This is a genomic window from Halomarina salina (assembly GCF_023074835.1).
Lineage (GTDB): Archaea > Halobacteriota > Halobacteria > Halobacteriales > Haloarculaceae > Halomarina > Halomarina salina.
The window spans coordinates 292,402-316,628 of record NZ_JALLGW010000001.1; the positions used below are offsets into that span (position 1 = coordinate 292,402).

The following is a 24,227-nucleotide window of genomic DNA, read 5'->3' on the forward strand; positions in this document are numbered from 1 at the left end:
AGTGACGACGCTGACGATGTTCGCTAGTGACGACACTGACGAGGCCTGCTGGTGACGACGTCAACGCCTCCGGCAGAGTACGCCTCACTCCGCGTCCGCGTCGGCCGACGGTCGCCGGTGAGCGACCGCACAAGCTTTTTTACTCGCCTCCGCGAGACGAGTGACCATGCCACACACGCCCGTCGACCCGGACGGGGGAGACGACGGCGGCGGTGCCCCCGGCGCCGACTCCGAACCCGAAGCGGACGGGCAGGACGCGGACGTCGTCGAGATAAGCGACGGGCGCGAGAAGTACGTCAGCCTGCTCACGACCGACGGCGACCGCGTCGAGCGCGGCGACGTGTTCCTCCAGCACTCGACCGACGCGTTCGCCGTCTCCGACGACCCCGCGTTCCCGGCCGAGTCGACCGACCGGTACGCGAAGGCCGACCTGCTGCGCTTCGAGGTCAAACAGCACCACTCGGCGTGTTTCGTCACCACCGCGGCGGCCGGCGACGGGGAGACGCTCGACGACCTGCGCGGGTTCCGCGACGGATGGCTCACCAATTCGCGTGTGGGAGGCACGCTCGTCGCGGGCTACGAGCGCGTGAGCCCGCCCGTCGCGCGGACGCTGGCGCGCCACCCCGACTCGCGGACGACGCGGGTCGTCCGTCGGCACGTCGACCGCTGCGCTCGACTCGCCCGGCGACAGGCTCGTGAGCGGTCGCGCGTTCGCGTCGCCGGGCTGGGCGTCGTCCTCGTCGTGCTGTACCTCGTCGGCGTCGCGCTGGCGGTGGCCGGTCACGCGGCCATCAGGGCGCGCGAACTGGTGGCCGGAGAGGCCGAGGCGGCGTACTCGGCCTCCGACTCCCCCCGGCTCACTGGCCGAAGAAGCGACGCAGACTCGCGGTCGGACTGAACCCGACGCCCGCGCGGCGTTCGAACCCGACGTCGTTGCGCCCGGTCCACGCCTCGACGGCGTCGAGGCTCTGGTCGGTGTCCTCGTCGTGGAGGCGGTACGCGAACGAGTCGCCGTCGGCGAGCGTGAGCGTAATCTTCTGCCGCCCGAACCGGCCGCCGTCGTGAACGACGACGCGGTCGAGGTGGTCGGCGCTGACCCAGTTCACGACGTTCGCCTGCAACAGCACCTCGTCGATGCCGTGGACGGCGTAGATGCGGGCCATCCCGGTCGCCTCGCGGCGGTGTTTCTTCGTTCCGAGGCCGAACATCGGCGTCACGTAGCCGTACTCCGCGACGTACGCGCCGTCGTCCGTGAAGAAGAGGTCGGCGAGGCGGAGCGGGAACGTCCCCGTCATCCCGAAGTGGACGTGCGCGTCCACCTGGATGGCCGTCGAGGGCAACTGCTCGACCCCCTCGGGGTCGATGTCGAGGTCTTCGTAGACGTCCTCCGGCGTCTCACCCACCGTTCTCACCTCGGGACTGGACGGCGAGCTGGGCGAACAGGTACGCGCCGACGACGAACACCACGCCGTAGAGGAGGTCCACGGCGACGGCGACGTAGACGCCGAGCGCGATGCCCGCGATAGCGCCCACGAGCGCCAGGCGGGTCCGCCAGTCGAAGGAGTCGCCGAACTGGTTCGCACCGCGCTCACCGCTCCTCTCGCCGTCGTCACGGCGGTCACTGTCAGTTCGGGCACCGTCGTCGTGGTCGCCTGCGTCGCTCCGGCCGCCTCCCCCGTGGACGAACCGGCGCTCGCCGAGGTAGGTCACGGCCATGACCGCGAGGACGATACCGACGACGAGACGGCGCGCAGAGAGCGGAACGGAGACGTCGGCGTACTCCAGCAGCGTCGGTGCCGCGATGGCCGCGAGACCGCCGAGGTACACCACGTACCGGAACTCGACGAGGACGTGGAGCAGTGCCGTCGCTCCGGCCGCCGGTCCCGTCGACGCCGTCGCGGAGGTGTCGTCGGTGCGCATCGGGGAGTCAGGCCAGGAAGCCGGACGCCTCGTCGGCGTTGGCGACGTTGCCGCTGGCCTGGAGCTTCGCCCGACCCGACCGGTACATCGTGTACACCTGCACGAGCAGGAAGACGAGCCAGAGGACGTACCCACCGGCACCGCTCCCGACGACACCCAGCGTCGTCTCCATCACTGGGTAGCTGAGGCCGTACTCGGCGTTGTTCAGCACGCCGCCGATGAGCAGGACGGTGAAGTACCCGAAGAACCCCGTCGCCCACCACATCGCGACGACGCGACCCCACCCCGGCTGGAGGTGTTCCGGCAGGCGCGTCGTGTTGTTGATGATGGTGAGGGCGTTGTACGGCCACATCATCGCACCCGCGATGGCCGCGCCGATGACCAGCAGGAGCCACGGCTGCTGGAACTGCAGCGCGATGATACCGATGCCCCAGAGCGTGAATACCGTCAGCAGCCCCAGGAACACCCGCGGGAGGTTCCAGCCGGCCTGTCGACCGTACCCCTCGTAGATGATGTCGACGCTGTTCCGGACGAACGACTCGACGATGGCGTACTGCGTGCTGAACAGCGCGATGAACAGCACCGCGTAGAGCAGGAACGCGTTGACCGCGTCCATCTCGGGGATGACGACGGTGAGCCACATGCTGATGGCTCCCTGGTCGGTACCCGAGGCGAACTCGGCCGCGATGGTCATCGCGATGGTCGCGACGACGAGCAGGCCGACGACGAACGTCAGGAAGTGCTCCTGCTGGACGACGCGCCACCACTCCCGCCAGCGTCGCAGGTTCTTGTCCGTCGGTTCGAACGTGAAGCCGTTCTCGTGGACCTCCTCGGGGTCGGCCCCGCGAAGCGGGTTCTTGATGCGACCCTGGTAGGTCCCCATCCCGAACCCCTTCTCCCGTGCCCAGACGCCCTGGGAGAGGTTGATGTACCCACCAGCACCCGCGTAGGCGAGGCCGCCGAGGAAGACGGCGATGTCCATATCCTCGGGCAACGCCCCGAAGTTGACCGCGCCCGCCGGCACGTTCGCCAGTTGGCCCGCCGAGCCGATGATGAACACCAGGACGACGGCCCCCGCGATGGCGCCGATCATCAGGGCGACCTGGATACGCTCGACGACGTTGTAGACGAGCGGCCCGGCCAGGTACGACAGCCAGATGAGCACCATCGAGGCGATGCCGATGCCGACCCAGTTCTCCGGCCCGAGACCGACCCAGGCCGCCAACACCTCCGACCCGCCCGCGGCCCACCCCGGCCAGCCGAGGTGGAAGAACCCCGCGACGAGGAAGAACCACGGCCAGAACCTGCTGATGCGCTCGAACGCGCGGAAGATGCTCTCGCCGGTCGCCAGCGTCCAGCGCTGGAGTTCGGTGTTGATGAAGAACTGCGTGAGGACGCCGACCCAGAACGCCCAGTACAGCCCCCAGCCGTTCTGGGCGACGAGCAGCGGCCAGAACTGCGTCTCGCCGCTGCCGAGCGACGCCCCGAGCATGATGGCGCTCGGGCCGACGAGGTGCCGGACCTTCGGCACCTTCGGCAGGTCGGCGATCTTGAACCGGCCCCCCTTGCTCGTCGACGGGTACTCGGCGGTCTCGGGTGCGGTCTCGAGGCCGTCGTAGTCGACGCCTCGATACACCGAGTCGCGATACTCTGCCCCGACCTCCTCCGTCATGAAGACGTCCGAATCCTGCGCCGCGCCGCCGTCGGGCGCGATATCGTCACCGTTGGTCTCGTTCGAATCACTCATGGTTCGATGTGCTGCGTCGGTGGGCGTTCTCCCCGCGGCCTCCCGCCACCTACTCTGGAACGCCCACTGGTCTCACCCCGATTCCGTCGCCGTCGTGGCATCGGATGTGGATGATACGCATGGGAGTATAAATCATACTTAATAGTGTAGAATATTAAGCCGGATAGAACATACATCGTTCGGCAAATATTGTCTTTGCCACAACATCGTAAAGCAGCGGGGCGGGCGGAGCGACCCGATATCCGACAGTTCGGCCGCTGGTTTCGCAACGCACACCCTCATCCGGCCCGTCTAGTACATCGATGTCAGGGCTCATGGGACTCGTCCTCCTCAGAACGATACTCGTCTCCACGGTCGTGCTGACGGCGTGGCTCAGCTGGCGCGGGTACTTCCTGCTCGCCGGGGGGATGGTCCTCCTGCTCGGCGGGTACGTCTACCTCTCGCTGTGGGGCGGCCGACCCGCCGAAGAGCGGTACGTGCGGGAAGCGAAGTAGCCTAACCGGAAGGTCGCCGCGACGAGTAAACGAACAGCTTCACTCAGCGCTCCCGGTCGCGGCCGGTGAACGTCCGCTGACCACGCAGCCCGGCGTCGAGCGACCGGGTCGCGACGACGCCCTCCTCGTCACCATCGGCTCCGTCCGCGCCGTCACGGAGTCGCCGGACCTGTCCCGGAAGCCCCGTCAGGGCGACGAGGGCGACGAGCACCGCGACGGCCCCGACCGCTGGCGCGAGGAGCGTGCCGGTCACCGCCGCGAGCGCACCCACGCCGAGTGCGAGCGCCCCCGCGACCGTCCCCAGCACGGCGAGCGTGACGAGCAGCGCCTTCTGCGCGTTCGTCCGGCGGTTGTAGCGGATCCAGTCGGCGTACCCGGCGACGAGCGACGCACGGAACGCCTCGGGGGAGGTCGTCGCGCTCTCGTCGAGCGCGCCCGGACCGACTCCCACTTGTCGACCGGCGACGCCGTAGGTGAGTCCGGCGGCGGCCGCCGAGAGCGCGAACAGGGCGACGCCGACCCCGACGGCCGGGTTCGTCAGGGCGACGGCGTCGGCGACGTCGCTCGCCGCGGCCAGGGAGAGCGCCGAGAGGAGGACGCCCGCGAGCGCGACGTTCAGGCGGAAGACGGAGAGCGCCTTGGCGTCGATGTCGTCGAGCGTCGCCAGTTGCCCGTCGAGCGTCAGGCGAGCCTCTTCGCGGGCGAGGTGCAGTGCGTCGTCGTCGGTCCCGTCTGCCATGGGGACAGTGCGGGCCGGCGGGTTAAAATTCCAACCGACAGTAGAGCGAGGAATAGTCCGGTGGCGGCCTCTCGGTTACTCTCGCTCGGTTACTCCCGCGGCCGCCGAACTCGGCAGCCCGCACGATGCTCCAGTCGAAGCGATGGGTGAACGCGCGCCGCCAGCGTGGTCGTCTCGCTCGCTACGCGTCGCTCACGTCGAGGACGTAGCGGCTCTCAGGGTACGACTCGCCACCGACGGTCGTCCGCTGTTCGTCGACGTGGTCGAACCCGAAGTGCTCGTAGAACGCCCGTCCCGGCTCGTTCGCCGAGAGAACCATCGCGTTGACGCGTTCGACACCGAGGCCTGCGAGTTCGGCCGTCGTCCGGTCGAGCAGTTCGCGGCCGAGGTTCTCGCGTCGATGGTCCGGGTCGACGTACAGTCTGAGGAGGTACCCCTCCCGGTCGGCGTCGGTCCACGTCGCGTGGGCGAAGCCGACCACCCCGTCGTCGGTCTCAGCGTCTCGTTCGGCCACGAGCACAAGCGTGCGCGAGTCCCGGAGTTCGGCCCGAATCTGGTCGGGCGCGTACCAGTCCTCGACCGCCTCCGTGGCCGTCTCGCGCGTCAGGATGTCCGGGTAGTCGGTCGTCCACGACCGCTCTGCCACCGCTCGAATCCCGTCGACGTCGTCCCCGGTCGCTCTGCGAACCGTCATGCGTGCCAGTACCACACCAGGCCGGTTAGCGTTTCGTGCTCCGGTGGACAGGTCGGCCGGTCGACGGAATAGGTCGTGCCGAGGTCGCTCACGGAGTCGCCGTCGGGGTACGCGCCGACACGTCGCGTCGAGCGCGACGACGTCGGCACGACTGTAGTCTACGGAGCGCCCGGGCGAGCGTGACGCTTCATTCCACCCAGTTCCATGGAAGGTTTTAAAATCCAACACCGACGCAGCGTAACACATGACCGATTCGAACTGTCTCTCGGAAGTGACAGTACCCGCGCCGCTCCCGCCGGACGACCCCGACGCGTGGTACGCGCCGGACGTTCGCCGACAGGAGGCGGTCCACCCGGGCGTCGTCGTCACCGTCCGGGGCGAGCGCGACGGGTTCGAGTACGAGACACGGACGCCGTCGCTCTCGGCGGCCGGTCACGACGCACTGGCGGACGTGGAGTCGTACTTCGAGGGGGCGAGCGTCGAGCGACCGCTCACCCGCGAGGGCGCGGCCGAGCGGATGGCCGACGGGTTCGCCCCGAAGTACGACCGGGCGATAGACCGACTGACGGACCTCACGCCCGCGATGCGTCGCCGACTGGAGTACCACGCGCTCGCGCGGGTGACGTGTCTCGGGGCGCTGACGCCGCACGCACTCGACGACAGCGTCGAGGTCGCCGAGGAGCGAGACGGCGAGGTCGTCGTCCACACGGAGTCGTTCGCTCCCGCGCGGACTGGGCTGACCGACGCGCCCTTCGCCGACCGGTTCGCCAACGAGCGCATCGCGCGCTACACCGTCCCGTTCCTCGACTTCGACGTGCCCGTGGTGCTCTACCGCGAACACGTCCTCGGCGCGGACCCGTTCACGACGAAGTACGCCGTCAGGGAACCGGACCTGCTGCCCGGCGACCGCGAGCGCATCGAGGAGTGCAAGGAGCGCATCTGGGAGGGACGGGTCGACGGCGTGGTCGAAGAGGCCGACCGGGCCGCGTTCGTCCGTGGCCGCGCCGAGCGCGTCCTCTCCCGTCGACTCACCGCCGACGGGACGAAGGCGTGGCTCGACGCGACGCGGTACCGACTGCGGTCGGTGCTGGCCGAGTACGACCTCGCCGTCCCGCCGGTCGACGACCAGTACGCCCCCGACCGACTGGACGACCTCGCCTACTACGTCCTCCGTGACTACGTCGGCTACGGGAAGCTGACCATCCCCATCCGCGACGGCCGACTGGAGGACGTGGAGGCCAACCGCGTCGGCGAACGCGTCAAGGTGGTCCCGCGAGGCGTCGACGAGCGCGTCCCGACGAACCTCGCGTTCGAGGACGAGACGGCGTTCGTCAACGTCGTCACCCAGCTCGCGGCCGCGGACGGCGTCGAGGTGAACGCCTCCACCCCCAGCGCGAAGGTGAACCTCAATCCGGAGCGCGTCGCTGGCGGGAGCGACGACGCCACGCAGGACGTCGACGAGACCATCCGCTGTGCCGTCGCGCTCCCGACCATCAGCGAAGGCGGCCCGCACATCTCCATCCGGAAGCAGTCCCGCGACCCGCTGACGCCCGTGGACCTCGTCCGGGACGGTAGCCTCCCGACCGAACTCGTGACGCTGCTCTGGTTGCTGTACGAACACCACGGCGTCGTCCTGTTCGCCGGACCGACCGGCGTCGGGAAGACGACGCTCCTCAACGCCCACGTCCCGTTCATCCCGTACGACGACCGCCCGGTCAGCATCGACGAGGGCTCTCGGGAGGTCAGACTGCCCCACGAAACGGGCGTCTCCCTCCAGACCCGCGACCACGAGAGCGGCTACAAGCAGGTGTCGATGGCCGACCTGATGACCGAGACGAACTATCTGAACCCCGACGTGGAGATAATCGCCGAGATAAACACGCCCGCGTCGTTCGAGACGTTCGGCGAGGTGCTGGCGACGGGCCACGGCGTCCTCGGGACGACCCACGCGGAGGACGTCGAGAAACTCGTCAACCGCGTCATCGAGCAGGGCCTGCCCCCGCACCTGCTCGCCGAACTGGACCTCGTCGTCTTCCCGCGACGCAACGACGGGGAGCGCTACGTCGGTCAGGCGGTCGAACTCGTCGGCGAGGACGACCACCACGACGGCGTCGTCGACCGACCGGGCGCGACGGTCCACTACAACACCGTCTTCGAACGGACGACCGACGGCGGGTTCGACGTGCAGTTCGGTCCCGATTCGCCGGGCCACTCGCGGACCATCGAGCGCATCGCGGACCGCACCGACCGGACCGCCGAGGCCGTCGAGTCGGAGTTCCGCGAGAAACACCGCTACGTCCAGTACCTCGTCCGGGAGGGCGTCGACGACGCCGACGACCTGTTCGGCTTCCTCGCCGACCTGCGGGCCAACGAGACGGCGACGGTCGAACGCGCGGCGGCAGACCGCCGTGCCACGGACGCTGCGGTCGAACCTGAGCACAGAGAGCGGGTGCCGTACGAGGAGTAGTTTCCAAGCTATCCATTGTGCGCAAGGAACCAGTCTTTTGGGCACGCCGCGAGTGGCAGTCAGACGATGGTCGACTTCTCGAATGCGTATACCTACGCCGTCGGTGCGCTGTTGTGCTGGGGTGTCTGGGGTATCGCCGCGAAGTACTCCGTCGAGCGACTGGACAACATGTCCGTCCTGCTGGTCACCTACGTCGTCGGTATCGGACTGGTGCTCGCGCTCGACCCGACCTCGCCCCTGGACGTCACGTTCGACTCGGGACTCGCGTTCTCGGCGCTCGCGGGGCTCTCGATGAGCCTCGGGAGCGTCATGTTCTACCGGGCGCTCGACCTCGGCCAACTGTCGGGCGTCACCGCCATCCCGGCGCTCTACTTCGTCGTCGCGTTCGTCTACGGGGTGGTCGTGCTCGGCGAACCCACGAACCCCTCACAGATCGGCGGCATCGGGTTGGCCTGCGTCGCCGTCCTGTTGCTCGTGCAGTGACCGGGGAGGCGGTCCCCGCGTCCCGACGAGGCTCACCGTAGCGACTCTCGCGCCCGTCCTCGAACCCAGGAACCCACCAGAACTGCGGGACGACTGTGTCTACTCGTCATCTGGCACCGAACCATGTTCATAGTTACCGTGGAACGGATATATTACACAACATCATTGTACACATTTTTTAGAAAAATTTTCGTTTAGATGCGGTGAACGGTTAGGTATGTCCGATGGACATTCCGTCAAGTCGTACGTCGCACAGCACCCCAAACTCGTCGGCATGCTGTTCACCGCCATGCTGTTCGGCAGCCAGCTCGGTACCGTCGCCGCCGACGGCAGCACGCACGTCGGCCCCTAGAGTCGACGTCGAGAATCAGCCGAACGGGACGTCTTCTGCGGCGATGCTGTCACCCCAGTAGAGACAGCCGTCGAACCGGACGGGCACCGACTGCGCCGTCTGGAGCAATTCGCGGAGTTCGCCGGCGTCGGCCACCCTACTCGTGATGTGTCCGGAGTTCAGGTAGAACGTCGTGTTCGACCCCATGTACGGCGTGTAGGTCGCCCCCAGCGGGGCCTGACGGGAGGGGTACCCGTAGTACTCCACCCGGAACGCGTCGTCGGTCTGCTCGATATCGTAGCGCAACGCGGTCCCGTCGCTGGTCGTCGTCACGGCCGCGTTGCCGTCGCCGACGATGACGTACTGGCGGCCGGTGGTCGTCTCCGACCCGACGACGTCCAGCGCACCCCCCAGCGAGAATCCGTTGTTCAACAGGCGTGCAATCTGTCGGCCCACGGTCGTCGCTGGCGAGTTCGCGACCGTCGAGAGGGTGACGACACCGCCGATGGCACCGCCGTCGACCAGCGCCCGGCCCTGCGCGTACGACCGACACGCGTTGAGTATGAACGCCCGCATCCCGACCGTCTCCAGCGTGCGAGCGTCGAGGAACCCGTCCGCACACTGGAGGCCCGCTTCCGTCACGTGGCCGATGTAGTGGAGGAGGTCGTGGTCGGACTGGAGGAGGGCACGGGTCTCCGCGACGGTCTGCTCCTCGTGGATCTCGACGTCCATCTCGATGAACTCCCGGAGGCCGTAGATCTCGCTCACCGAGCGTTCGTCGCGCATCTCCGGGGCGTTCGCCACCACCTGCACCTGGACGGGGCCCTCGCCGACCGGGTCGAGTCGCCGTTCACAGGCCGCGGCGGTCGGCTTCGACGCGCCGATGTGGACCCCCTCGCCGACCCACGCGTGTTCGATGGTGTCGACGGGGTCGGCCCCGACGAGTCGTGGCTGGGCCGCCTCGGTCGACTGGAACTCCTGGACGGTGCCCGACGGCTCCGCGCGGGAGAACTCCCGGAGACTGTCGGCGAACGCGTCGTCGGCCGAGACCGACGACTCCGTGGCTCGCGGCACGCGGACGTGCGCGAGGTCGTACGCCGCGAACGGGAGGAAGGCGGCGTGGCGGGCCGCCGGTTCGACGTCGGCGGTCAGTTTCCACCCCGGACGGACGTCGGCGATTCGGTCCCACGGGACGGAGAGGTACGCGTTCACCTGCGTCGCGAGGTCGGCGTCGTACAGCGCCGGGAAGTCGAGGTCGACCCGCCGCTCGACGACCGACCGCTCGTGGAGGTCGATGGGGTAGAACCCGTCCGTCCGGGTGACGCAGTCGAACAGGAAGAGCTGTTCCAGCGTCCGACGGACGGTCTGCTCGAAGTCACCAGTCCTCGTCAGCGAGTGTTCGACACCGTCGGCGACCAGCAGGGGCCGCTCGCCGGGGACGACCGCAGCGTCGAGGTAGTACGCGAGCGAGGCGACCGGGTAGACGTGTTCGAGGGTCGGCGGTACCTCGATGTGGACGGGGGTATCCGTCCGTTCGAGTCCGGCAGGTGCCTCGAAAGGACCGTCCTCGACCCTGATGAGCGGGGGGCAGCCCCGAAGCGACGGCCACGACCGTTCGGGAGAGGTCGTCTTCAGCGCGGAGCCGAAACACGAGACGGCACGCATGACGTCACGCGGGTCGTCGGGGGTCCGGACGGTCGCTTCGGGGTGGTGTTGCAACGACCGGATGCCGAGTTTGACGGCGGAGCTACCGAACACCAGCACCCGTTCGCCGTCGTCGACGAACGTCTCTATCGGCCCCTCGACGCGGAGGTAACAGATGAACCCGAGCGAGAGGACCTGGACGAGGTAGTCGCCGTCGGGGACGCACGCCGACGCTTCGTTGACGGCGTTCGCGACCGGCGTTCCGTCGGGCGTCATGACGAACACGTCGACCAGTTTCGGGACGCGGAGGTCGCCGGTCTCGACCCGTGCGGCGGCGTCGACCGGGAACCGGAACGCGTCGGTCGAGACGGCGGTCGGCGGCGCGTCGGGGACGGTGTCGAACTCGACGCTCAGGCCTTCGATGGGGTCGGTCACCAGCAGGTAGCCGCCGGTCGTCTGCCCGATCGAAGGACTCGCGGACGCCATCAGTTGGTACCGCTCCGTTGCGATGGCGTCACCAACAATCCATCGGCAGCCACCCGGTCTGCTCACCGTAGTTCAGGAGCGTCCAACGATGCTCAGGAGTGCCGTCGCGGGCTCGCCGGAGTTCGACGTGGACGTCGACGACGTGGAGGAGTGCGTCGCTCGCCGTCGTCCCGGACGGCATGCCGAGGTGGAAGTGCGCCATCCCGCGGGACCGGACCGTCTCGCCACCGACGACGCCGACGAACCGACGGGTCGCGTCGAGGCCGTGGTCGTCGAGGAGTGGGCGAAGCGTCGCGACCCCGACCCGGAGTTCGGAGGGTCCGGGCGTGCGGGTCGCCCGGTGCTGTGCGATAGCGTCGACCAGCCGGCGTCTGAACGGCTGCGTGCTGTCCGCTGCTGGCTGTCCCTGTGCCGCCCGACTCGCGCTGCTCCGGACAGCCGACCGCCGAACCAGGTCGAGGTCGGACGACCCGACGGCACAGGACGTCGGGAGGTGGTCGGCGACGACTCCGTCGCCGACGTCGGTGACGCCGACTATCCGGTGGCGGCCGTCGGCCGACCCGAACAGCGACCGACTCTCACAGGCGCGAACGGTCGTCTCGACGTCGCCGGTGAGCAAGAGCCGACAGCCGGACTGCTTCAGTTCCGTCAACGCGTCCCGGAACCGCCGCTGACCGCGAGTATCGTGGCCACCGTCAGCGCCCGACATGGGGGGCATCGTTTACGCTCTCAATGTTATCCAGCATAAATCATCCGGTCGTCGTGCTTGATATTAATCGACGCGTAAACGGTCCGTCGTCCGCCGAGACGCCAGGGCGTGTGAACGACTGTGCTCGTCGAATCGAAGCGGACAGCGTCACGACGAGACGAATCGGAGCGAGAGCGACGCCACTCACACGGTGGGATCAACGGCGCCCGTGTGGGGAACGGACGCCGAACTGGAAGCAGTTTCCGCGCGGTCCCTCACCAGCCTGGGCCACAGGTGAGCCAACGGCCGTGGGAGGGCGTTGGACCATGCCAACATATACCCTGCGGTAGCGGAGGGAACTGCGGGGCAGTTCGGGGTGCCCGAGGGGGAGTGAGTCGAGAAGCAACCATCGGTGAAAGTCACTAAATTCTAAAATTTTAAGTCAGAATAGTAACCGAGACACGGCTATGAACGCGAACGCCGAACGGGTCGTGCGCTATCGCGACTCACGTCCGGGGACCGGTGGGGTGCCCCATGGCCGACACTGAGGGCAGTACGCTCGACCGGAGCCTCTACGCGCTGTTCTCCCGACACACCGACCGCACCCGGCACGACCGGGACCGGCGTCGCTACCGGGCGGCGAACGTCGGGTCGAGTTTCGACGTGTTCCTCGCGCGGGTCTACGGCCTCTCGTGGGTGACGTTTCTCGCGGTGACGGTCGGTCTCACCGCACTCACGCTGACGGTTCCGACGGCCGTCTGGCGGGCACTCGGCGGGACGCTCCACGCCGCACTTCCGGTGGTGAATCGAGTCGGCGCGCCGGACGTACCGCGTCTGTACACCGCCCTCCTCGCGGCACTCGTCGGGGGACTGCTCGCCAAGCGGGGCGTCGTAACGGGCAGCGGCGTCTACCTTCGCTGGACCGCCAGCGCCCGTCGGAGCGACATCGAACGGACGCTACCGGGTGCGGTCCGGTACCTGCGGGCGCTCTCCGCCGGGAGCGACGGCCACAGGACGATGCTCCGGAAGGTCGCCGAACAGGACGCGTACGGCGAGACGGCCGTCGCGTTCCGGAGCGTGCTGAACCGGGCGGCGCTCACGGGCAGCCTCGACTCGGGGCTGGAGATGGTCGCGCGCGATACCCCCTCGCGGGACCTGCTGTCGCCGTTCCTCCTGAAGTTCCGCGAGCACGCCGCACAGGGTGAGGACGCGCTCGGCGCGTACCTCGACCTGGAGTCCCGGATGCTCTCGCACCGGCAAGCGCGGGCACGACAGCGTGCGAGCGACTTCCTCGAACTGCTCGCCGAACTGTTCATCGTCCTGCTCGTCCTGCCCGCGCTGCTGGTCATCGTGCTGACGGTGATGGCAGTTCTCTCGCCGGGGCTCTCCGCACCCGTGACGACGCCGTTCGGGTCGACGACGCTCCGGGCCGTGTTCGTCTACGGTGCGGCCGGGTTCTCGTTGCTCGTCGGGGCGGGCGCGGCGTGGCTGGTCGACGCCCTCCGGCCGCCGGATCAGGCTCCGCCGTCGTACTCGCCCGCGAAGACGGTGACTGGGGTCCTGTCCGGTGCACCGTCGAATCCGGCGAGTGCGGCGCTCGTCTGCGTCCCCGTCGCGTTGCTCGTCACCGCGGGGTGCTGGTCGCTCGGCTACCACCCGGTGAACGTCGGGCTGTTCGGCTACGTGGCGTTCGGCCTGCCCGTCGGTCTCGTGGCCGTGCGTCGCGCCCGCCGCGACGACGCGAAGGACCGCGAACTGAAGGACTTCGTCCACGCCGTCGCGGGGCACGTCAGCCTCGGGAAGCCGTTCTCGGCGGCCGTCGAGCGGGTCGCACGCGACGTCGACCTCGGACCGCTCCAGGCGGACGTCGACGACCTGGCGTTCAACACGAGCCTGATGACCGGCCGCGGCGCGGACGTGCGCACCGAGGCCCTCGACCAGTTCGTCGAGCGGGTCGGGACGCCGCTGGCCGCCCAGACGATGGGGCTGGTGACCGGCGCGCTCGACGTCGGGAGCGACGCCGAAGACGTCTTCGAGACGCTCCAGACAGAAGTTGGCCGCCTCGTGCATGAGCGAAAGGCGCTCCGGTCGTCCCTGATGGTGTACGTCGCCGTCGGGTGGACGACGGCGCTGCTCGTCGTCGGCATCACCGTCGCCGTCAACCTCTACGTCCTCGACGGGTTCGCGCAGTTGTCGACCGTCGCCGACGGCGGGATGGCGCTGGACCCGAACGCCGTCGACCCGGCCCGCGACCGCCTGCGCTTCTACGTCGTCACGCAGACGACGATGCTCGCGTGTGGCTGGTTCGCCGGAAGCGCCTCCCGGGGTCGGTACGAGGCGCTGCTCCACTCCTCGCTGCTGGTCGTGCTGACCTACGGCATCTACGCGGGGGTGGGACTGCTGTGAGCCGCGTCCCGTCCGAAAGAGCGCGAGCGACGGCCACCTCCACCGACCGCGCACAGTCACACGTCGTCGGCGTCGTCCTGTTGCTCGGTGTAACAGTCATCGCCATGGGGGCACTCACCGCCACCGTCGGCACCGTCGTCGAGCAGAACGCGGCGGCCGCCGACGCCGACCGCGTGGCGAACGACCTCGACGCCGCCCTCGACCCCGTGGAGGCGACGGGCCGCCATCGCGGGCACGTCTCGTTCGCCGACGGGCGACTGTCCGCCGCCTCCCGCGACCTGCGACTGCTCGACGACGACGGCGTCGTCCAGCACGTCGAGACGGACGCGCTGGTGTTCGAGGCCGGTCGGAACCGCATCGCGTTCGTCGCGGGTGCCATCGTCCGGGGGAGACCCGGCAGCGCGAGCCTCCGCGACCCACCGCTGGTGACCGCGTCGCGCGGTGACGGGGGCGTCCTCGTCGTCGGCGCACCGCGAGTCGGCGACCCGAACGCCGTCGGTGGCGAGCGCGTCTCGCTGACGCTCGCGACGAACGTGAGCCACGAGCGGTTCGACCACGGCGACGGCCACTGGCGCGTCGCCATCGAGACGACGACACCCGGGCCGTTCGCTCGCTGGTTCGACGAGACGGGAGCGACCGTCGAGCGCCGGGACATCGACGACGACGGCGTCACGAGCGTCGTCGCGTCGTACGACGGCGAGCGGAGCGCGTACCTCGTCGTCCACACACTCAGGACGGAGGTCGAGGCGTGATGCGGTCCCGCAGTGTCCGGCGACTCGTCGCCGACGACCGTGCCGCGACACCGGTCGTCGCGAAGGCGCTGGAAGCCGCCATCGTCGTGCTGTTCATCGGGCTCCTGACGAGTACGCTGTTCGGCGGCGTGCTCCCCGGCTACCGCTCGACGGCGGGCGACGCGGTCGGGGAACGAGCGCTGTCGGCCGCCGCCGCCCGGGTCGAGCAGGCCGTCCCGGCGACGGCCGACGCGACGGTTCGACTGCGGGTCGGCCTGCCCGACACGATTCGCGGCGACACGTACCGCGTTCGGAGCGACGACGGAGCGCTCGTCCTCGACCACCCGCACGAGGCCGTTGACGGGCGAGTCCCGCTTGCACTCCCGGACCGCGTCGCTCGCGTCGAGGGGACGTGGCGGAGCACCGGCGAGGCAGTCATCCGCGTCGAGTCGAGCGACGGGCGCGTCGTCGTTCGACTGGAGGAGGCCGAGCGATGACGCGAGGGCCAGCAACCAGTACGTCCCCCTCGCGCGGACAGGCGAACCTCCCGGCGCTGGCCGTCGCCTTGCTCCTCGTGACGACGGCGACCGGTCTCGGGTTGGCGATGGCCGACGGCGCGTTCGCGAGCGCGGACCGTGACCCCCGCGAGCGACACGTCGCCGTCTCGCTCTCGGAGCGACTCGTCGCCGCCGACGGTCCGCTGACGACTCGCGGGAACACGCTGAACCGGTCGCGCGTCGCGAACCTGACGGCCGACCGACTCGCGGACTGGTACCCCGTCGCCGACGGGAGCGACGTTCGACTCCGACTCGACGGGGAGACGGTCGTCGAACGGGGGGACCCGACGGGTGGCACGACGATACGCCGCGTGGTACTGCTCGAACGACGGTCGGCGACGACGCTCTCGGACGTCCCCGGCGATAGCGTCACGCTCCCGCGTCGGACGCCGCGAGTGACGCTCGTCGTCGACCCGCCGGCGGCGACGACGGTGACGACCGTTCGGGCGAACGACCGGGTCGTCCTCCACGACCCGTCGGGACTCGACGGCACCTACGAGGTGTCGCTGTCGCGGTTCGAGACGACGACGCTGGCGTACGAACACACCGGCCCGCTCCCGCGGGGGAGCGTCGAGGTGACGTACTACCCGGCCCGGACGACGAAGGCGGAACTGGTGGTGACGGTCGATGGGTGATCGGCGACCGAACGCTGGGCGGCGACCGACCAGTGTGTCGCCGCTCTCCGGGCCGCGCGGGCAACTCTCGCTGTCGGTCGTCGAAGCCGGCGTCGGCGTCGTTCTCGTCCTGGCGGTCTCGATGGGGTTCGTCCTCGGCGTCCCACAGCCGGACACCCGCGACGCGCAACTCGACGCGTACGCTCGCGACGCGTCGAGCGTCCTCGGGAGCGAACCGCCCCGACACCGCGGCGTGACGCGACTCGCCGAGGTCGCGCGCTCGGCGTCCGCGTTCGAGCGCGAACGCGCGGCGCTCGACGAGCGCGTCGACAGACTGCTCCCGGACTCGCTGCTGTACCAGGTCGAGACGCCCCACGGCACGGTCGGGTACGAGAAACCGGGGAGCGTGGCCGTCGGGACGGCGACCGTGACGACGGCGAACGGCCCCGTGACGGTACGGGTGTGGTACGTGTGAGCTGGCATCCGTGCGGTCGCGACCGCGCACAGTTCGTGCTCGCGGCGGCGGCCGTGGTCGCCGTCGCCCTCGCACCCGCCGTCCTCGCGTACCTCCAGCTCGGCTACCACCCCGACGTGGCGGCAAACGACGACTACGACGCACCGCTCGCCGACGCCGACCGGCTGCTCTCGCGGAGCGTCCACGAGGCGGGAACGAACGTGACCGGCGCGGACTGGACGAACCGAACCGCCGTCGCCGACCGCGTCCGAGAACTACTCGACCCACGCATACGGACGCTCGAAGGCTCGCGCGTCGCCGACGGCGTCGGGTACGAGGTCGAGTACAACGGGTCGGCCGCTAGGGAGTGGGCGAACGAGCGCTGTCCGGAGGGAGACGGCCGCCGGTTCGGCTCGTGCGAGACCGACGGCGGGGTAGTCGTTCAGGAACGCGCGAACGAGACGACGGTCGTGGCCGTCGCGTTCGACGTGCAGGTGACGACCGAGCGTGGCGCGTACGACGCGACGCTCGTCGTCCGAGTCGTGGAGTAGTCCCGACGCCGAGTCGACGACTCCCCGACCTCAATCGAGAGTGTTGCTCTAATTGTATTATTGCAACTAACAAGCCACGATAAATTACCTTCAAATACGAACTGTTTTAATTAACCGTGCTGGAGTCGGATGGCTCGATGTCCGGACAGAACGAAACCCGTCGAACCTTCATGAAGGTGACCGCGGCGACCGCCGTCGGGGTCGCCGCGGGGGCAACACAGAGCGTGACAGCAGCGGTGAACGGCTGGTCGGAGGTGTCGTCGCCGACCGGGAAGACCGTCTACGACGTCGTGATGACGACGGAGGGACCGTTCGCGGTCGCTGGCGGTGGCGACGTTCTCGCACGCAGAGCGGACGGGTGGGAACTGGTACTCGAGAAGGGTCCGGCGGTCCAGTCGAACCCCCTCCGCGGCATCGACGTCACCGACGACGGGTCGGTCGTCTGGTTCTGCGGGGGTAGCGGCGTCGTCGGCCGCTACGACGTGGTCGCCGAGGAACTCACGGACTACTCCGCGCCGAAGGGGAAGACCAGCAGTTGGCTGACGTGTTCGGTGACCGAGCAGGCCGGCGGCGAGAAGGTGTACTTCCTCAACGGCTCGGGGGAGTTCCTCTCGGGCGAGTACGACGACGGCGGGATGACGTGGGGCGAGGTGGTCAAGCCCGGCGGCGGGTCGAGCGCTCCCGGTCTCGACTTCCACGAGGACCAGGAGGGGTTCGCGTGTGACACGAACGGGAAGGTGTACGAGACGCTGGACGGTGGCGAGGACTGGTCGACGGTCGGTATCGACGAGGCGAGCGTCGCGCTGTACGACATCTCCGCCGCGAGCGCCGACACGGTCGCGGTCGCTGGCGGTGGGGGCTACATCTTCCGACGGGACGACTCGGGGGGCTTCACCGGCGTCCGTGTGGGCGAGAAGACGGTCCGCGCCGTCGATAGAACGTCGGGTGCTGGACTCGCGGGCGGTGGCGGCGGGTACGTCTACGAACTGACCGACACCGGGTGGGAGCAGTTCGAGACGCCCGTCTCGACCACCTTCCACGGCGTCGCCCTCGACACCTCGGGGAGCTTCCCGGACGTCGCCGTCGGCGGGAGCGGCACCATCGTCGAGCGAGGCGAGTACACGCGGACGCCGCCGAACACCGTCCGCATCGAGACCAGCGCGGACGCGACGACGGGCTACGGGTTCACCGTCGACGGCGCGGTGGAGAAAGCGAGCAGCGCCGACAGCGGCGACACCGTCGACGGCGACACGGTCACGGGCAGCGTCGGCGGCAGCGACACGGTAGACGCGTACGACTACTCCGGGGAGATAACCGACTTCGCGGTGACGAGCGGTGACGCTGAGGACATCACCGTCTACGTGAACGGGACCGCGACGGCCATCGAGGACCTCGACGACGACCCGTGGACCGAGGTCTCGTCGCCCACGTCGAAAGGCCTGAACGCAGTCGTCGAGTCCGCCGACGGCGCGTTCGCCGTCGGCAATGGCGGCGACGCACTCGTTCGACGCGACTCGGGGTGGGAGCAGGTGCTCGACTTCGGGCCGGGCGGCGAGTCCAACCCGCTCCGTGGAGCGTCGGCGTCCGACGACGGCCAGAACGTCTGGTTCGCCGGTGGCTCGGGCGTCCTCGGAAAGTACGACGTCGTCGCCGAGCGGTTGACCGACTACTCCGCGCCGCAGGGCAAGACCTCGACGTGGGAGGACGTCGCGGCCGCCGGACCGGCGGGTGGCGAGTCCATCGTCGTCGCCAACGGGTCGGGCGAGGTACTGCCCGGAACCGTCGACGACGGGGCCATCTCGTGGGGCGACGTCGTCAAACCGGGCGGTGGCGCGTCCATCAAAGGCGCGACGGCCTTCGACGAGGACACGTTCTTCGTCTGCGACACCAACGCGAAGGTCTACCGGAGCGACGACGCGGGAACCACCTGGACGGCCATCGGCATCGACGGTGGGTCGGTCGGCCTCTACGGCGTCGCCGCGGCGAGCGGCGACGACGTGAACGCCGCCGGTGGGGACGGGTCGGTGTTCGCGTACAACGGCGCGGTCTGGACGAAACTCGACGCCGGTGGTAACGGCCTCCTCGCCATCACCCGGTCGGGCGAGGACGGCCTCGCGGTCGGCTCCAGCGGAGCCGTCTTCGAGCGCACCGCCGACGGCTGGGAACCGGACGACGACGTCCCTGTGAGTAACACGCTGAAGGGCGTCGTCATCGGGTCGAGCGGCCCCGACGTGGCCGTCGGTGGGAGCGGCACCATCCTCGAACGCCGCGGCTGAGGCGAGCGGTAGCGGACGTGGCACCTTCCCTTTTTTCAGGCCTCGGTAGTCGCATGCGGCATCAGGTTCGCAGGGCGACCTGACGGAGGCTAGCAGTCAGGCGACTGAGTGAAAGAGGACGCCACGACGTTGGTGATTCGGGCCGCGGGAAACGGCGAACTGGAACGTCGACATCGGATTCGAGTGGTCAGTATGCGCGCTGAGCGACGACCGTCCCGTCGTCCGAGACGGTCACCGTGTCGCCGCCGTTGTTCCACACCGCGCCGGAGCGCCCCCAGTAGACGTCGCTCGATGTGTCGGTCCCCGACCCGGAGTGGAGCGTCACCGACTCGTCGGACGCGAGCGAGCGACTCCCGGACGGTAATCGGATGTCAGAGCCGTGTTCGAACGAGCAGTCGACGGTCGACCTACGTCGCCGTATCGAGTTCGGCGGGACGGCACCGAGCCAGCGTCGCCACTCGGCACGTGTGGGGTCTCCAGAAATTGCGGTTTGTCGCGTCTCCCGCGCGTTCCGCGCGTGAAGACAGGTACGTCCGGCGTTCGAAGGACGACTTACGCTTCGGTCGTCGTCTCGTTGCCGATGGTGAGGTTGCCCTCGGTCGTCATGTTGCCGGTCATGTTACCGTCGGTCATGTTGCCGTCGGTCATGTTGCCGTCAGTCATGTTACCGTCGGTCATGTTGCCCTCGGTCGTCTCCTCGCCCATGGTCGTCTCCTCACCCATGGTCGTCTCCTCGCCCATAGTCGTCTCCTCACCCATGGTCGTCTCCTCACCCATGGTCGTCTCCTCGCCTGCTGTCGTGTTGTTCGCGTCTCCGCCCGGACCCGCGCAACCTGCGAAGAGCAGGAGCGCAGCGACCAGGAGCGCAGCAACCGTCCGACGGCTTGGCTTCCAGTTCATTGCAATCCATCGAACTCCGGCAGACCGGATAAAGCGGGCCGAACGTGCCGACGCTTGCGACCGTTGGCGAGAACGTTCCCAGACTGTTTCGTGCCTGTGTTTAACAGCTTTATCGTCCGTTCAGCTGCATCTACAGAACTATGGCGCTGAGGGTCCAGAACCACCACAATACGGCGTGTCGGCTTCGATTAACAGCGACCGTATCGGGCGTAACCCGGAGTATGTCCGACCTAAACAGCGATATCGACCGATAGTAATACTATTCTAGTTGGTAACATGTAGCACGATTCTGAGCGAACCGTCGAGGGGCGGGCTGACCGGTGAAGGACGGTGACCGCCCGGCCGGTCCGACGGACCCACTGCCGCCCGGTCGAGTCGCCGTCAGTACGGCGGTGACCCGCCTCGACGACGGGGAGGCCGGACGACGTGATCCTCCATCGTCTCGGTCAGTTCGAACAGGCAGGTATCGAGGCCGACGGTCACGACGCGTTCGCTCATCACGTCGCGCGCCGTCGTCGAGGCGGCCGGATGGTCGTCGGCGACGAGACGCACGGTCAGGCCGCGGTCGGTGATCAACCCGACCGGCCGGTCGTCCTCCGTGACGACGACACATCCGACGGCCTCGTCGCGCATCGTCCGTGCGAGGTCGACCGCTGACGCGTCGGGTGGTACCGTCACCACATCGGTTCGCAAGAGGTCTGCTACAGTCGTGGACCCCAGCATGCTAGTCGTCGACACACACGCACACACCTCTTATCGTTCGAGTGACATCACAACGCCCTAGGACGAATCACCAGACCGGCCGGAGCAATCGACAGCGTCGTTCCGTGTCCACTCGCAGGGAGGGCTACCTCCAGGGCCGAGACCGCTGGCCGCGCCCCGGCGCGGGACTGTTCTCCCTGCAACCGACCCCCCGAGACGCCGTTTGGGCACCGCCTAACGGTCGCAACTGGGCGGCGGTTTCGGGTGAAACAGCGTGCGGAGGCGGTGGTGACCCTCGACCACCGCTCGTCGAAATCGTGGAGCGTTACGTCCGGCGGCATCGGGGCGAAACACGTTTGGCCGACTCGCGGTTGTGTTCGGTACAGATGTCAAGCGACACTCGTTCGGCGACGGAGCGACGTGACGAGGTACGACAGCGCCACCAGGAGGCCGCAGACGAGGTCCTCCCGGAACAGACCGGCCTCTACATCGACGGCGAGTTCGTCGACGCTGCCGACGGCGAGACGTTCGACACCGTCGACCCGACGACCGGCGAGGTGCTCGCGTCGGTCGCTCGCGGCAAGGAGGCGGACGTCGACGACGCCGTCGAGGCCGCGTGGACGGCGTTCGACGAGGAGTGGTCGGACTACTCGGCCGGTCGCCGCCAGCGCGTCCTCACCGCCATCGCGGACGCCATCGAGGACCACGTCGAGGAGCTCGCGCGACTGGAGACCCTCGACAACGGCAAGCCCATCTCGGAGGCGAAGATAGACATCCGGGGCGCGGCCGAGCACTTCCGGTACTTCGCGGGCATCGTCCGTGAGAACGGTGGTGAGACGATGAACGCCGGCTCGCGGTACGGCCAGGTCATCAAGGAGCCGTACGGCGTCGTCGGGCAGGTCATCCCGTGGAACTTCCCGCTGATGATGGCGTCGTGGAAGCTCGCCCCGGCGCTCGCGGCGGGCAACTGCACGGTCCTCAAACCGGCCGAGCAGACGCCACTGACGGCGCTCCGACTCGCGGAACTGATAGACGACATCGTCCCCGACGGGGTCGTCAACATCGTCCCCGGCTACGGCGAGGAGGCCGGCGCGGCGCTGACCGGCCACCCCGACATCCGTAAGGTCGCGTTCACCGGGTCGACCGCGGTCGGCAAGCAGGTGATGAAGAGCGCGGCCGACACCGTCACCGACGTGACGCTCGAACTCGGCGGGAAGAGCCCCGTCGTCGTCTTCCCGGACGTCCACCCGAAGAAGGCCGTCGCCCTCGTGAAGTCGGCCATCTTCTACAACACCGGCGAGTGCTGTGAGGCCGGCTCGCGGCTGTTCGTCCACGAGGACATCGCCGACGACGTGCTCGACGGCCTCGTGAGCGCAATCGACGACATGACCATCGGCGACCCGCTCGACGAGGAGACGGACCTCGGCCCGAAGGTCTCCCGCGAGCAGGTCGACCGGACGATGGAGTTCCTGGAGAAGGCCCAGGAGGAGGGCGGGCAGTTCCTCGCGGGCGGCGGTCAGCCGGAGGACGAGGCGCTCTCGGACGGCTGTTTCGTCGAGCCGACCCTCATCGAGGGCCTCGACCACGACAGCGAGGCCGTCCAGGAGGAGATCTTCGGCCCCGTCCTCGACGTGTTCCGCTGGGACGACTACGACGAGATGATGGCACTCGCCAACGACGTGGAGTACGGCCTCGCGGGCGGCGTCATCACCGACGACATCACGAAGGCCAACACCACCGCCCGCGACATCGAGGCGGGCTACATCTGGATCAACAGCTACCACGACCTGGTGGCGGGCCTGCCGTTCGGCGGCTACAAGCAGTCGGGCATCGGTCGCGAACTCAGCGCCGACACGCTCGACCACTACCAGCAGACGAAGACCATCAACCTCTCCCTGCGGTAGTCGGACCGCTCGGCCCCGAACGAGGCCGACCCGTTTTTCCGAACTCGCTCGCGACGAACCCACAGTCCGTCACCGGTTTGTCTCCGAGAGCACTCGGTTCACGTATGAGCCCCGGAGTGCACGTGCAACTGGCCGTCAGCGGCGTCGACGCCTGTCCCGCCAGTCTGGCGAGTCGGTCGGCGACCGTCGAGTCGGTGACGACGAGTCGGCCGTCGAGCGCAGACGGCGACGGTGTCGTGGGCGAACTGACCGTCACGGACGGTGACGCGGTCGAGGCGTCGACCGACCTCGACGGACCGGTGTTCTCCGACGGTGACCGCTCCGTCTACCGGTTCACCGCATCGGGCGAGGACTGTCCGTGCGGAACCGTCCCCGACCACGGCTGTCCGGTTCGCGACCTCCGCGCCGACGGGGGTCGCCTCGTCGTGACGTTCGTCGCGGACGACGCCGAGACGGTTCGGTCGGTCGTCCTCGACCTGCAGTCGTGCTGTGAGACGGTCCGGTTACAGCGGCTCACCCGGTCGGCAGACGGCGACGAACCGACACTCGTCGTCGTCGACCGGACCGCGTTCACCGACCGGCAGTACGAAGTGCTCCGCACCGCCCACGAGATGGGCTACTTCGACCGACCGAAGACGGCGACCTCGGACGAGGTCGCCGCCTCGCTCGACATCACCGTCCCGACGTTCAGCGAGCACCTCGCCGTCTCCCAGTCGAAACTCCTCGACCAGGTGCTCGCGACGTAGTGCTCCGCGACGTTAGTTACCACCCCACACGTTCCTTAAATAACACCTACTGTGCTAGCGATGGGCTGCAACCGGTCTCGCGACCGACCACCGAACGAGACCGATGTCACAGTCAGTGTACCACGAGATCGGTGGTCGAGAGGCAGTCGAAGCCGTCGTCGAGGCGTTCTACGACAGGGTGCTGTCGGACGACCGGCTCGCGCCGTACTTCGAGGGGATGGACATGACCGAACTGCGGGCCCACCAGGTCCAGTTCATCAGTTCGGTCGCCGGCGGTCCGGTCGACTACTCCGGCGCGGACATGCGCGAGGCACACGCCCACCTCGACATCGGCGACGCCGAGTTCGACGCGGTCGCCGAGCACCTCGAGTCCGCACTCCGAGTGAACGGCGTCGGCGACGAGAACGTGACCGCCATCCTCGACGAGGTGGAGTCGCTACGAGCACCCGTCGTCGGTCGGTGACGCTACTCACGCGGTCTGCTCTTCGAGAGAAACCACCGGAGTGGATGGGGACGAACGACTCCGATGGCTGGTGACGGAGACGGTCGAGGGGACGTGCTACCGTCGGCGACGTTCCCCCCACAGCCCCCCCACCGACTCGGTGATGAATCCGCAACTACATTTAGTTCGTACTTGCCTCTTCAGCAATCGTGGCCCGGCGGGCGCCGCGTCCCTGCGCGCAGCGTAACGAG

At 68.5% G+C, this 24,227-nt stretch carries 25 protein-coding genes; 15 read left to right on the top strand and 10 right to left on the bottom strand.

The features are described from left to right. Nucleotides 1-166 precede the first annotated feature (166 nt). Nucleotides 167-898 (top strand): CFI-box-CTERM domain-containing protein, encoded by a 732-nt coding sequence (locus tag MX571_RS01520; protein WP_247413828.1) that lies wholly within the window; start codon nucleotides 167-169, stop codon nucleotides 896-898. On the opposite strand, the gene MX571_RS01525 is transcribed toward MX571_RS01520, so the two are convergent. Genes MX571_RS01525 through MX571_RS01535 form a run of 3 tightly spaced genes read right to left on the bottom strand, consistent with a single transcriptional unit; the run spans nucleotide 858 to nucleotide 3,667 of the window. Beyond that, nucleotides 858-1,403, bottom strand: a complete 546-nt coding sequence (locus MX571_RS01525; protein ID WP_247413829.1) for a hypothetical protein — start codon at nucleotides 1,401-1,403, stop codon at nucleotides 858-860. The genes MX571_RS01520 and MX571_RS01525 overlap by 41 nt on opposite strands. Further along, entirely contained in the window at nucleotides 1,396-1,920 is a 525-nt protein-coding gene (locus MX571_RS01530) for a hypothetical protein (protein WP_247413830.1), read from the bottom strand. The genes MX571_RS01525 and MX571_RS01530 overlap by 8 nt, the downstream gene beginning before the upstream one ends. Before the next feature lie 7 nt (nucleotides 1,921-1,927). Next, nucleotides 1,928-3,667, bottom strand: a complete 1,740-nt coding sequence (locus MX571_RS01535) for an Nramp family divalent metal transporter (RefSeq protein ID WP_247413831.1) — start codon at nucleotides 3,665-3,667, stop codon at nucleotides 1,928-1,930. 302 nt (nucleotides 3,668-3,969) lie between these two features. Between MX571_RS01535 and MX571_RS01540 the strand changes: the two genes are divergently transcribed. Then, a complete protein-coding gene (locus MX571_RS01540; RefSeq protein ID WP_247413832.1) occupies nucleotides 3,970-4,161 on the top strand; it encodes a hypothetical protein in 192 nt (63 codons plus the stop codon). 43 nt (nucleotides 4,162-4,204) lie between these two features. On the opposite strand, the gene MX571_RS01545 is transcribed toward MX571_RS01540, so the two are convergent. Together MX571_RS01545 and MX571_RS01550 are read right to left on the bottom strand one after the other, a co-directional pair. Beyond that, entirely contained in the window at nucleotides 4,205-4,900 is a 696-nt protein-coding gene (locus MX571_RS01545) for a hypothetical protein (protein WP_247413833.1), read from the bottom strand. A 181-nt stretch (nucleotides 4,901-5,081) separates the two neighbouring features. Further along, nucleotides 5,082-5,594: a GNAT family N-acetyltransferase gene (locus tag MX571_RS01550; protein ID WP_247413834.1), complete on the bottom strand. Its 513-nt coding sequence runs from the start codon at nucleotides 5,592-5,594 to the stop codon at nucleotides 5,082-5,084. Between the two features lie 244 nt (nucleotides 5,595-5,838). Between MX571_RS01550 and MX571_RS01555 the strand changes: the two genes are divergently transcribed. The 3 genes from MX571_RS01555 to MX571_RS22280 all read left to right on the top strand — a co-directional run bounded on the left by MX571_RS01555 (nucleotide 5,839) and on the right by MX571_RS22280 (nucleotide 8,896). Then, nucleotides 5,839-8,061 carry a type II/IV secretion system ATPase subunit gene (locus MX571_RS01555; RefSeq protein ID WP_247413835.1) on the top strand — a complete coding sequence of 741 codons (2,223 nt, stop codon included), beginning with the start codon at nucleotides 5,839-5,841 and terminating at the stop codon, nucleotides 8,059-8,061. Nucleotides 8,062-8,127: 66 nt separating this feature from the next. Next, nucleotides 8,128-8,544: an EamA family transporter gene (locus MX571_RS01560; RefSeq protein ID WP_247413836.1), complete on the top strand. Its 417-nt coding sequence runs from the start codon at nucleotides 8,128-8,130 to the stop codon at nucleotides 8,542-8,544. A gap of 217 nt (nucleotides 8,545-8,761) precedes the next feature. After that, nucleotides 8,762-8,896 carry a DUF7503 family protein gene (locus MX571_RS22280; RefSeq protein WP_282594446.1) on the top strand — a complete coding sequence of 45 codons (135 nt, stop codon included), beginning with the start codon at nucleotides 8,762-8,764 and terminating at the stop codon, nucleotides 8,894-8,896. Between the two features lie 15 nt (nucleotides 8,897-8,911). Here MX571_RS22280 and MX571_RS01565 read toward each other — a convergent pair whose 3' ends face one another. Together MX571_RS01565 and MX571_RS01570 are read right to left on the bottom strand one after the other, a co-directional pair. Further along, nucleotides 8,912-11,005 carry a hypothetical protein gene (locus MX571_RS01565; protein ID WP_247413837.1) on the bottom strand — a complete coding sequence of 698 codons (2,094 nt, stop codon included), beginning with the start codon at nucleotides 11,003-11,005 and terminating at the stop codon, nucleotides 8,912-8,914. A 28-nt stretch (nucleotides 11,006-11,033) separates the two neighbouring features. Continuing rightward, a complete protein-coding gene (locus tag MX571_RS01570) occupies nucleotides 11,034-11,723 on the bottom strand; it encodes a DUF7504 family protein (RefSeq protein ID WP_247413838.1) in 690 nt (229 codons plus the stop codon). Between the two features lie 504 nt (nucleotides 11,724-12,227). Here MX571_RS01570 and MX571_RS01575 point away from each other — a divergent pair. The 7 genes from MX571_RS01575 to MX571_RS01605 all read left to right on the top strand — a co-directional run bounded on the left by MX571_RS01575 (nucleotide 12,228) and on the right by MX571_RS01605 (nucleotide 19,282). Continuing rightward, the gene (locus MX571_RS01575; RefSeq protein WP_247413839.1) at nucleotides 12,228-14,099 is read left to right on the top strand and encodes a type II secretion system F family protein; all 1,872 of its coding nucleotides are present in this window, start codon (nucleotides 12,228-12,230) and stop codon (nucleotides 14,097-14,099) included. Next, nucleotides 14,096-14,851 (top strand): DUF7289 family protein, encoded by a 756-nt coding sequence (locus MX571_RS01580; RefSeq protein ID WP_247413840.1) that lies wholly within the window; start codon nucleotides 14,096-14,098, stop codon nucleotides 14,849-14,851. The genes MX571_RS01575 and MX571_RS01580 overlap by 4 nt, the downstream gene beginning before the upstream one ends. Beyond that, nucleotides 14,851-15,327, top strand: coding sequence for a DUF7266 family protein (locus MX571_RS01585; protein ID WP_247413841.1), 477 nt, complete (start codon nucleotides 14,851-14,853; stop codon nucleotides 15,325-15,327). The genes MX571_RS01580 and MX571_RS01585 overlap by 1 nt, the downstream gene beginning before the upstream one ends. Beyond that, on the top strand, nucleotides 15,324-16,022 hold the full coding sequence (locus tag MX571_RS01590) for a DUF7263 family protein (RefSeq protein ID WP_247413842.1): 699 nt from the start codon (nucleotides 15,324-15,326) through the stop codon (nucleotides 16,020-16,022). The genes MX571_RS01585 and MX571_RS01590 overlap by 4 nt, the downstream gene beginning before the upstream one ends. After that, nucleotides 16,015-16,476, top strand: a complete 462-nt coding sequence (locus MX571_RS01595; protein WP_368408968.1) for a DUF7262 family protein — start codon at nucleotides 16,015-16,017, stop codon at nucleotides 16,474-16,476. Before MX571_RS01590 ends, MX571_RS01595 begins: the two co-directional genes overlap by 8 nt. After that, the gene (locus MX571_RS01600; protein ID WP_247413843.1) at nucleotides 16,473-17,006 is read left to right on the top strand and encodes a DUF7261 family protein; all 534 of its coding nucleotides are present in this window, start codon (nucleotides 16,473-16,475) and stop codon (nucleotides 17,004-17,006) included. Before MX571_RS01595 ends, MX571_RS01600 begins: the two co-directional genes overlap by 4 nt. Nucleotides 17,007-17,176: 170 nt before the next feature. Next, nucleotides 17,177-19,282, top strand: coding sequence for a WD40/YVTN/BNR-like repeat-containing protein (locus MX571_RS01605; RefSeq protein WP_247413844.1), 2,106 nt, complete (start codon nucleotides 17,177-17,179; stop codon nucleotides 19,280-19,282). Between the two features lie 187 nt (nucleotides 19,283-19,469). Here the strand turns inward: MX571_RS01605 and MX571_RS01610 are convergent, their stop codons facing one another. The 3 genes from MX571_RS01610 to MX571_RS01620 form a co-directional block, all read right to left on the bottom strand. Continuing rightward, a complete protein-coding gene (locus MX571_RS01610) occupies nucleotides 19,470-19,607 on the bottom strand; it encodes a lamin tail domain-containing protein (protein ID WP_247413845.1) in 138 nt (45 codons plus the stop codon). Nucleotides 19,608-19,834: 227 nt separating this feature from the next. Further along, nucleotides 19,835-20,182 carry a hypothetical protein gene (locus MX571_RS01615; RefSeq protein WP_247413846.1) on the bottom strand — a complete coding sequence of 116 codons (348 nt, stop codon included), beginning with the start codon at nucleotides 20,180-20,182 and terminating at the stop codon, nucleotides 19,835-19,837. 381 nt (nucleotides 20,183-20,563) lie between these two features. Beyond that, on the bottom strand, nucleotides 20,564-20,905 hold the full coding sequence (locus tag MX571_RS01620; protein WP_282594526.1) for a CBS domain-containing protein: 342 nt from the start codon (nucleotides 20,903-20,905) through the stop codon (nucleotides 20,564-20,566). Nucleotides 20,906-21,270: 365 nt separating this feature from the next. Here MX571_RS01620 and MX571_RS01625 point away from each other — a divergent pair, with 365 nt between their 5' ends. The 3 genes from MX571_RS01625 to MX571_RS01635 all read left to right on the top strand — a co-directional run bounded on the left by MX571_RS01625 (nucleotide 21,271) and on the right by MX571_RS01635 (nucleotide 23,997). Then, a complete protein-coding gene (locus tag MX571_RS01625; RefSeq protein WP_247413848.1) occupies nucleotides 21,271-22,788 on the top strand; it encodes an aldehyde dehydrogenase family protein in 1,518 nt (505 codons plus the stop codon). Nucleotides 22,789-22,892: 104 nt separating this feature from the next. Beyond that, a complete protein-coding gene (locus MX571_RS01630) occupies nucleotides 22,893-23,534 on the top strand; it encodes a helix-turn-helix domain-containing protein (protein WP_247413849.1) in 642 nt (213 codons plus the stop codon). A 103-nt stretch (nucleotides 23,535-23,637) separates the two neighbouring features. Further along, nucleotides 23,638-23,997 (top strand): group I truncated hemoglobin, encoded by a 360-nt coding sequence (locus tag MX571_RS01635; RefSeq protein WP_247413850.1) that lies wholly within the window; start codon nucleotides 23,638-23,640, stop codon nucleotides 23,995-23,997. The last annotated feature ends 230 nt before the right edge of the window (nucleotides 23,998-24,227 follow it).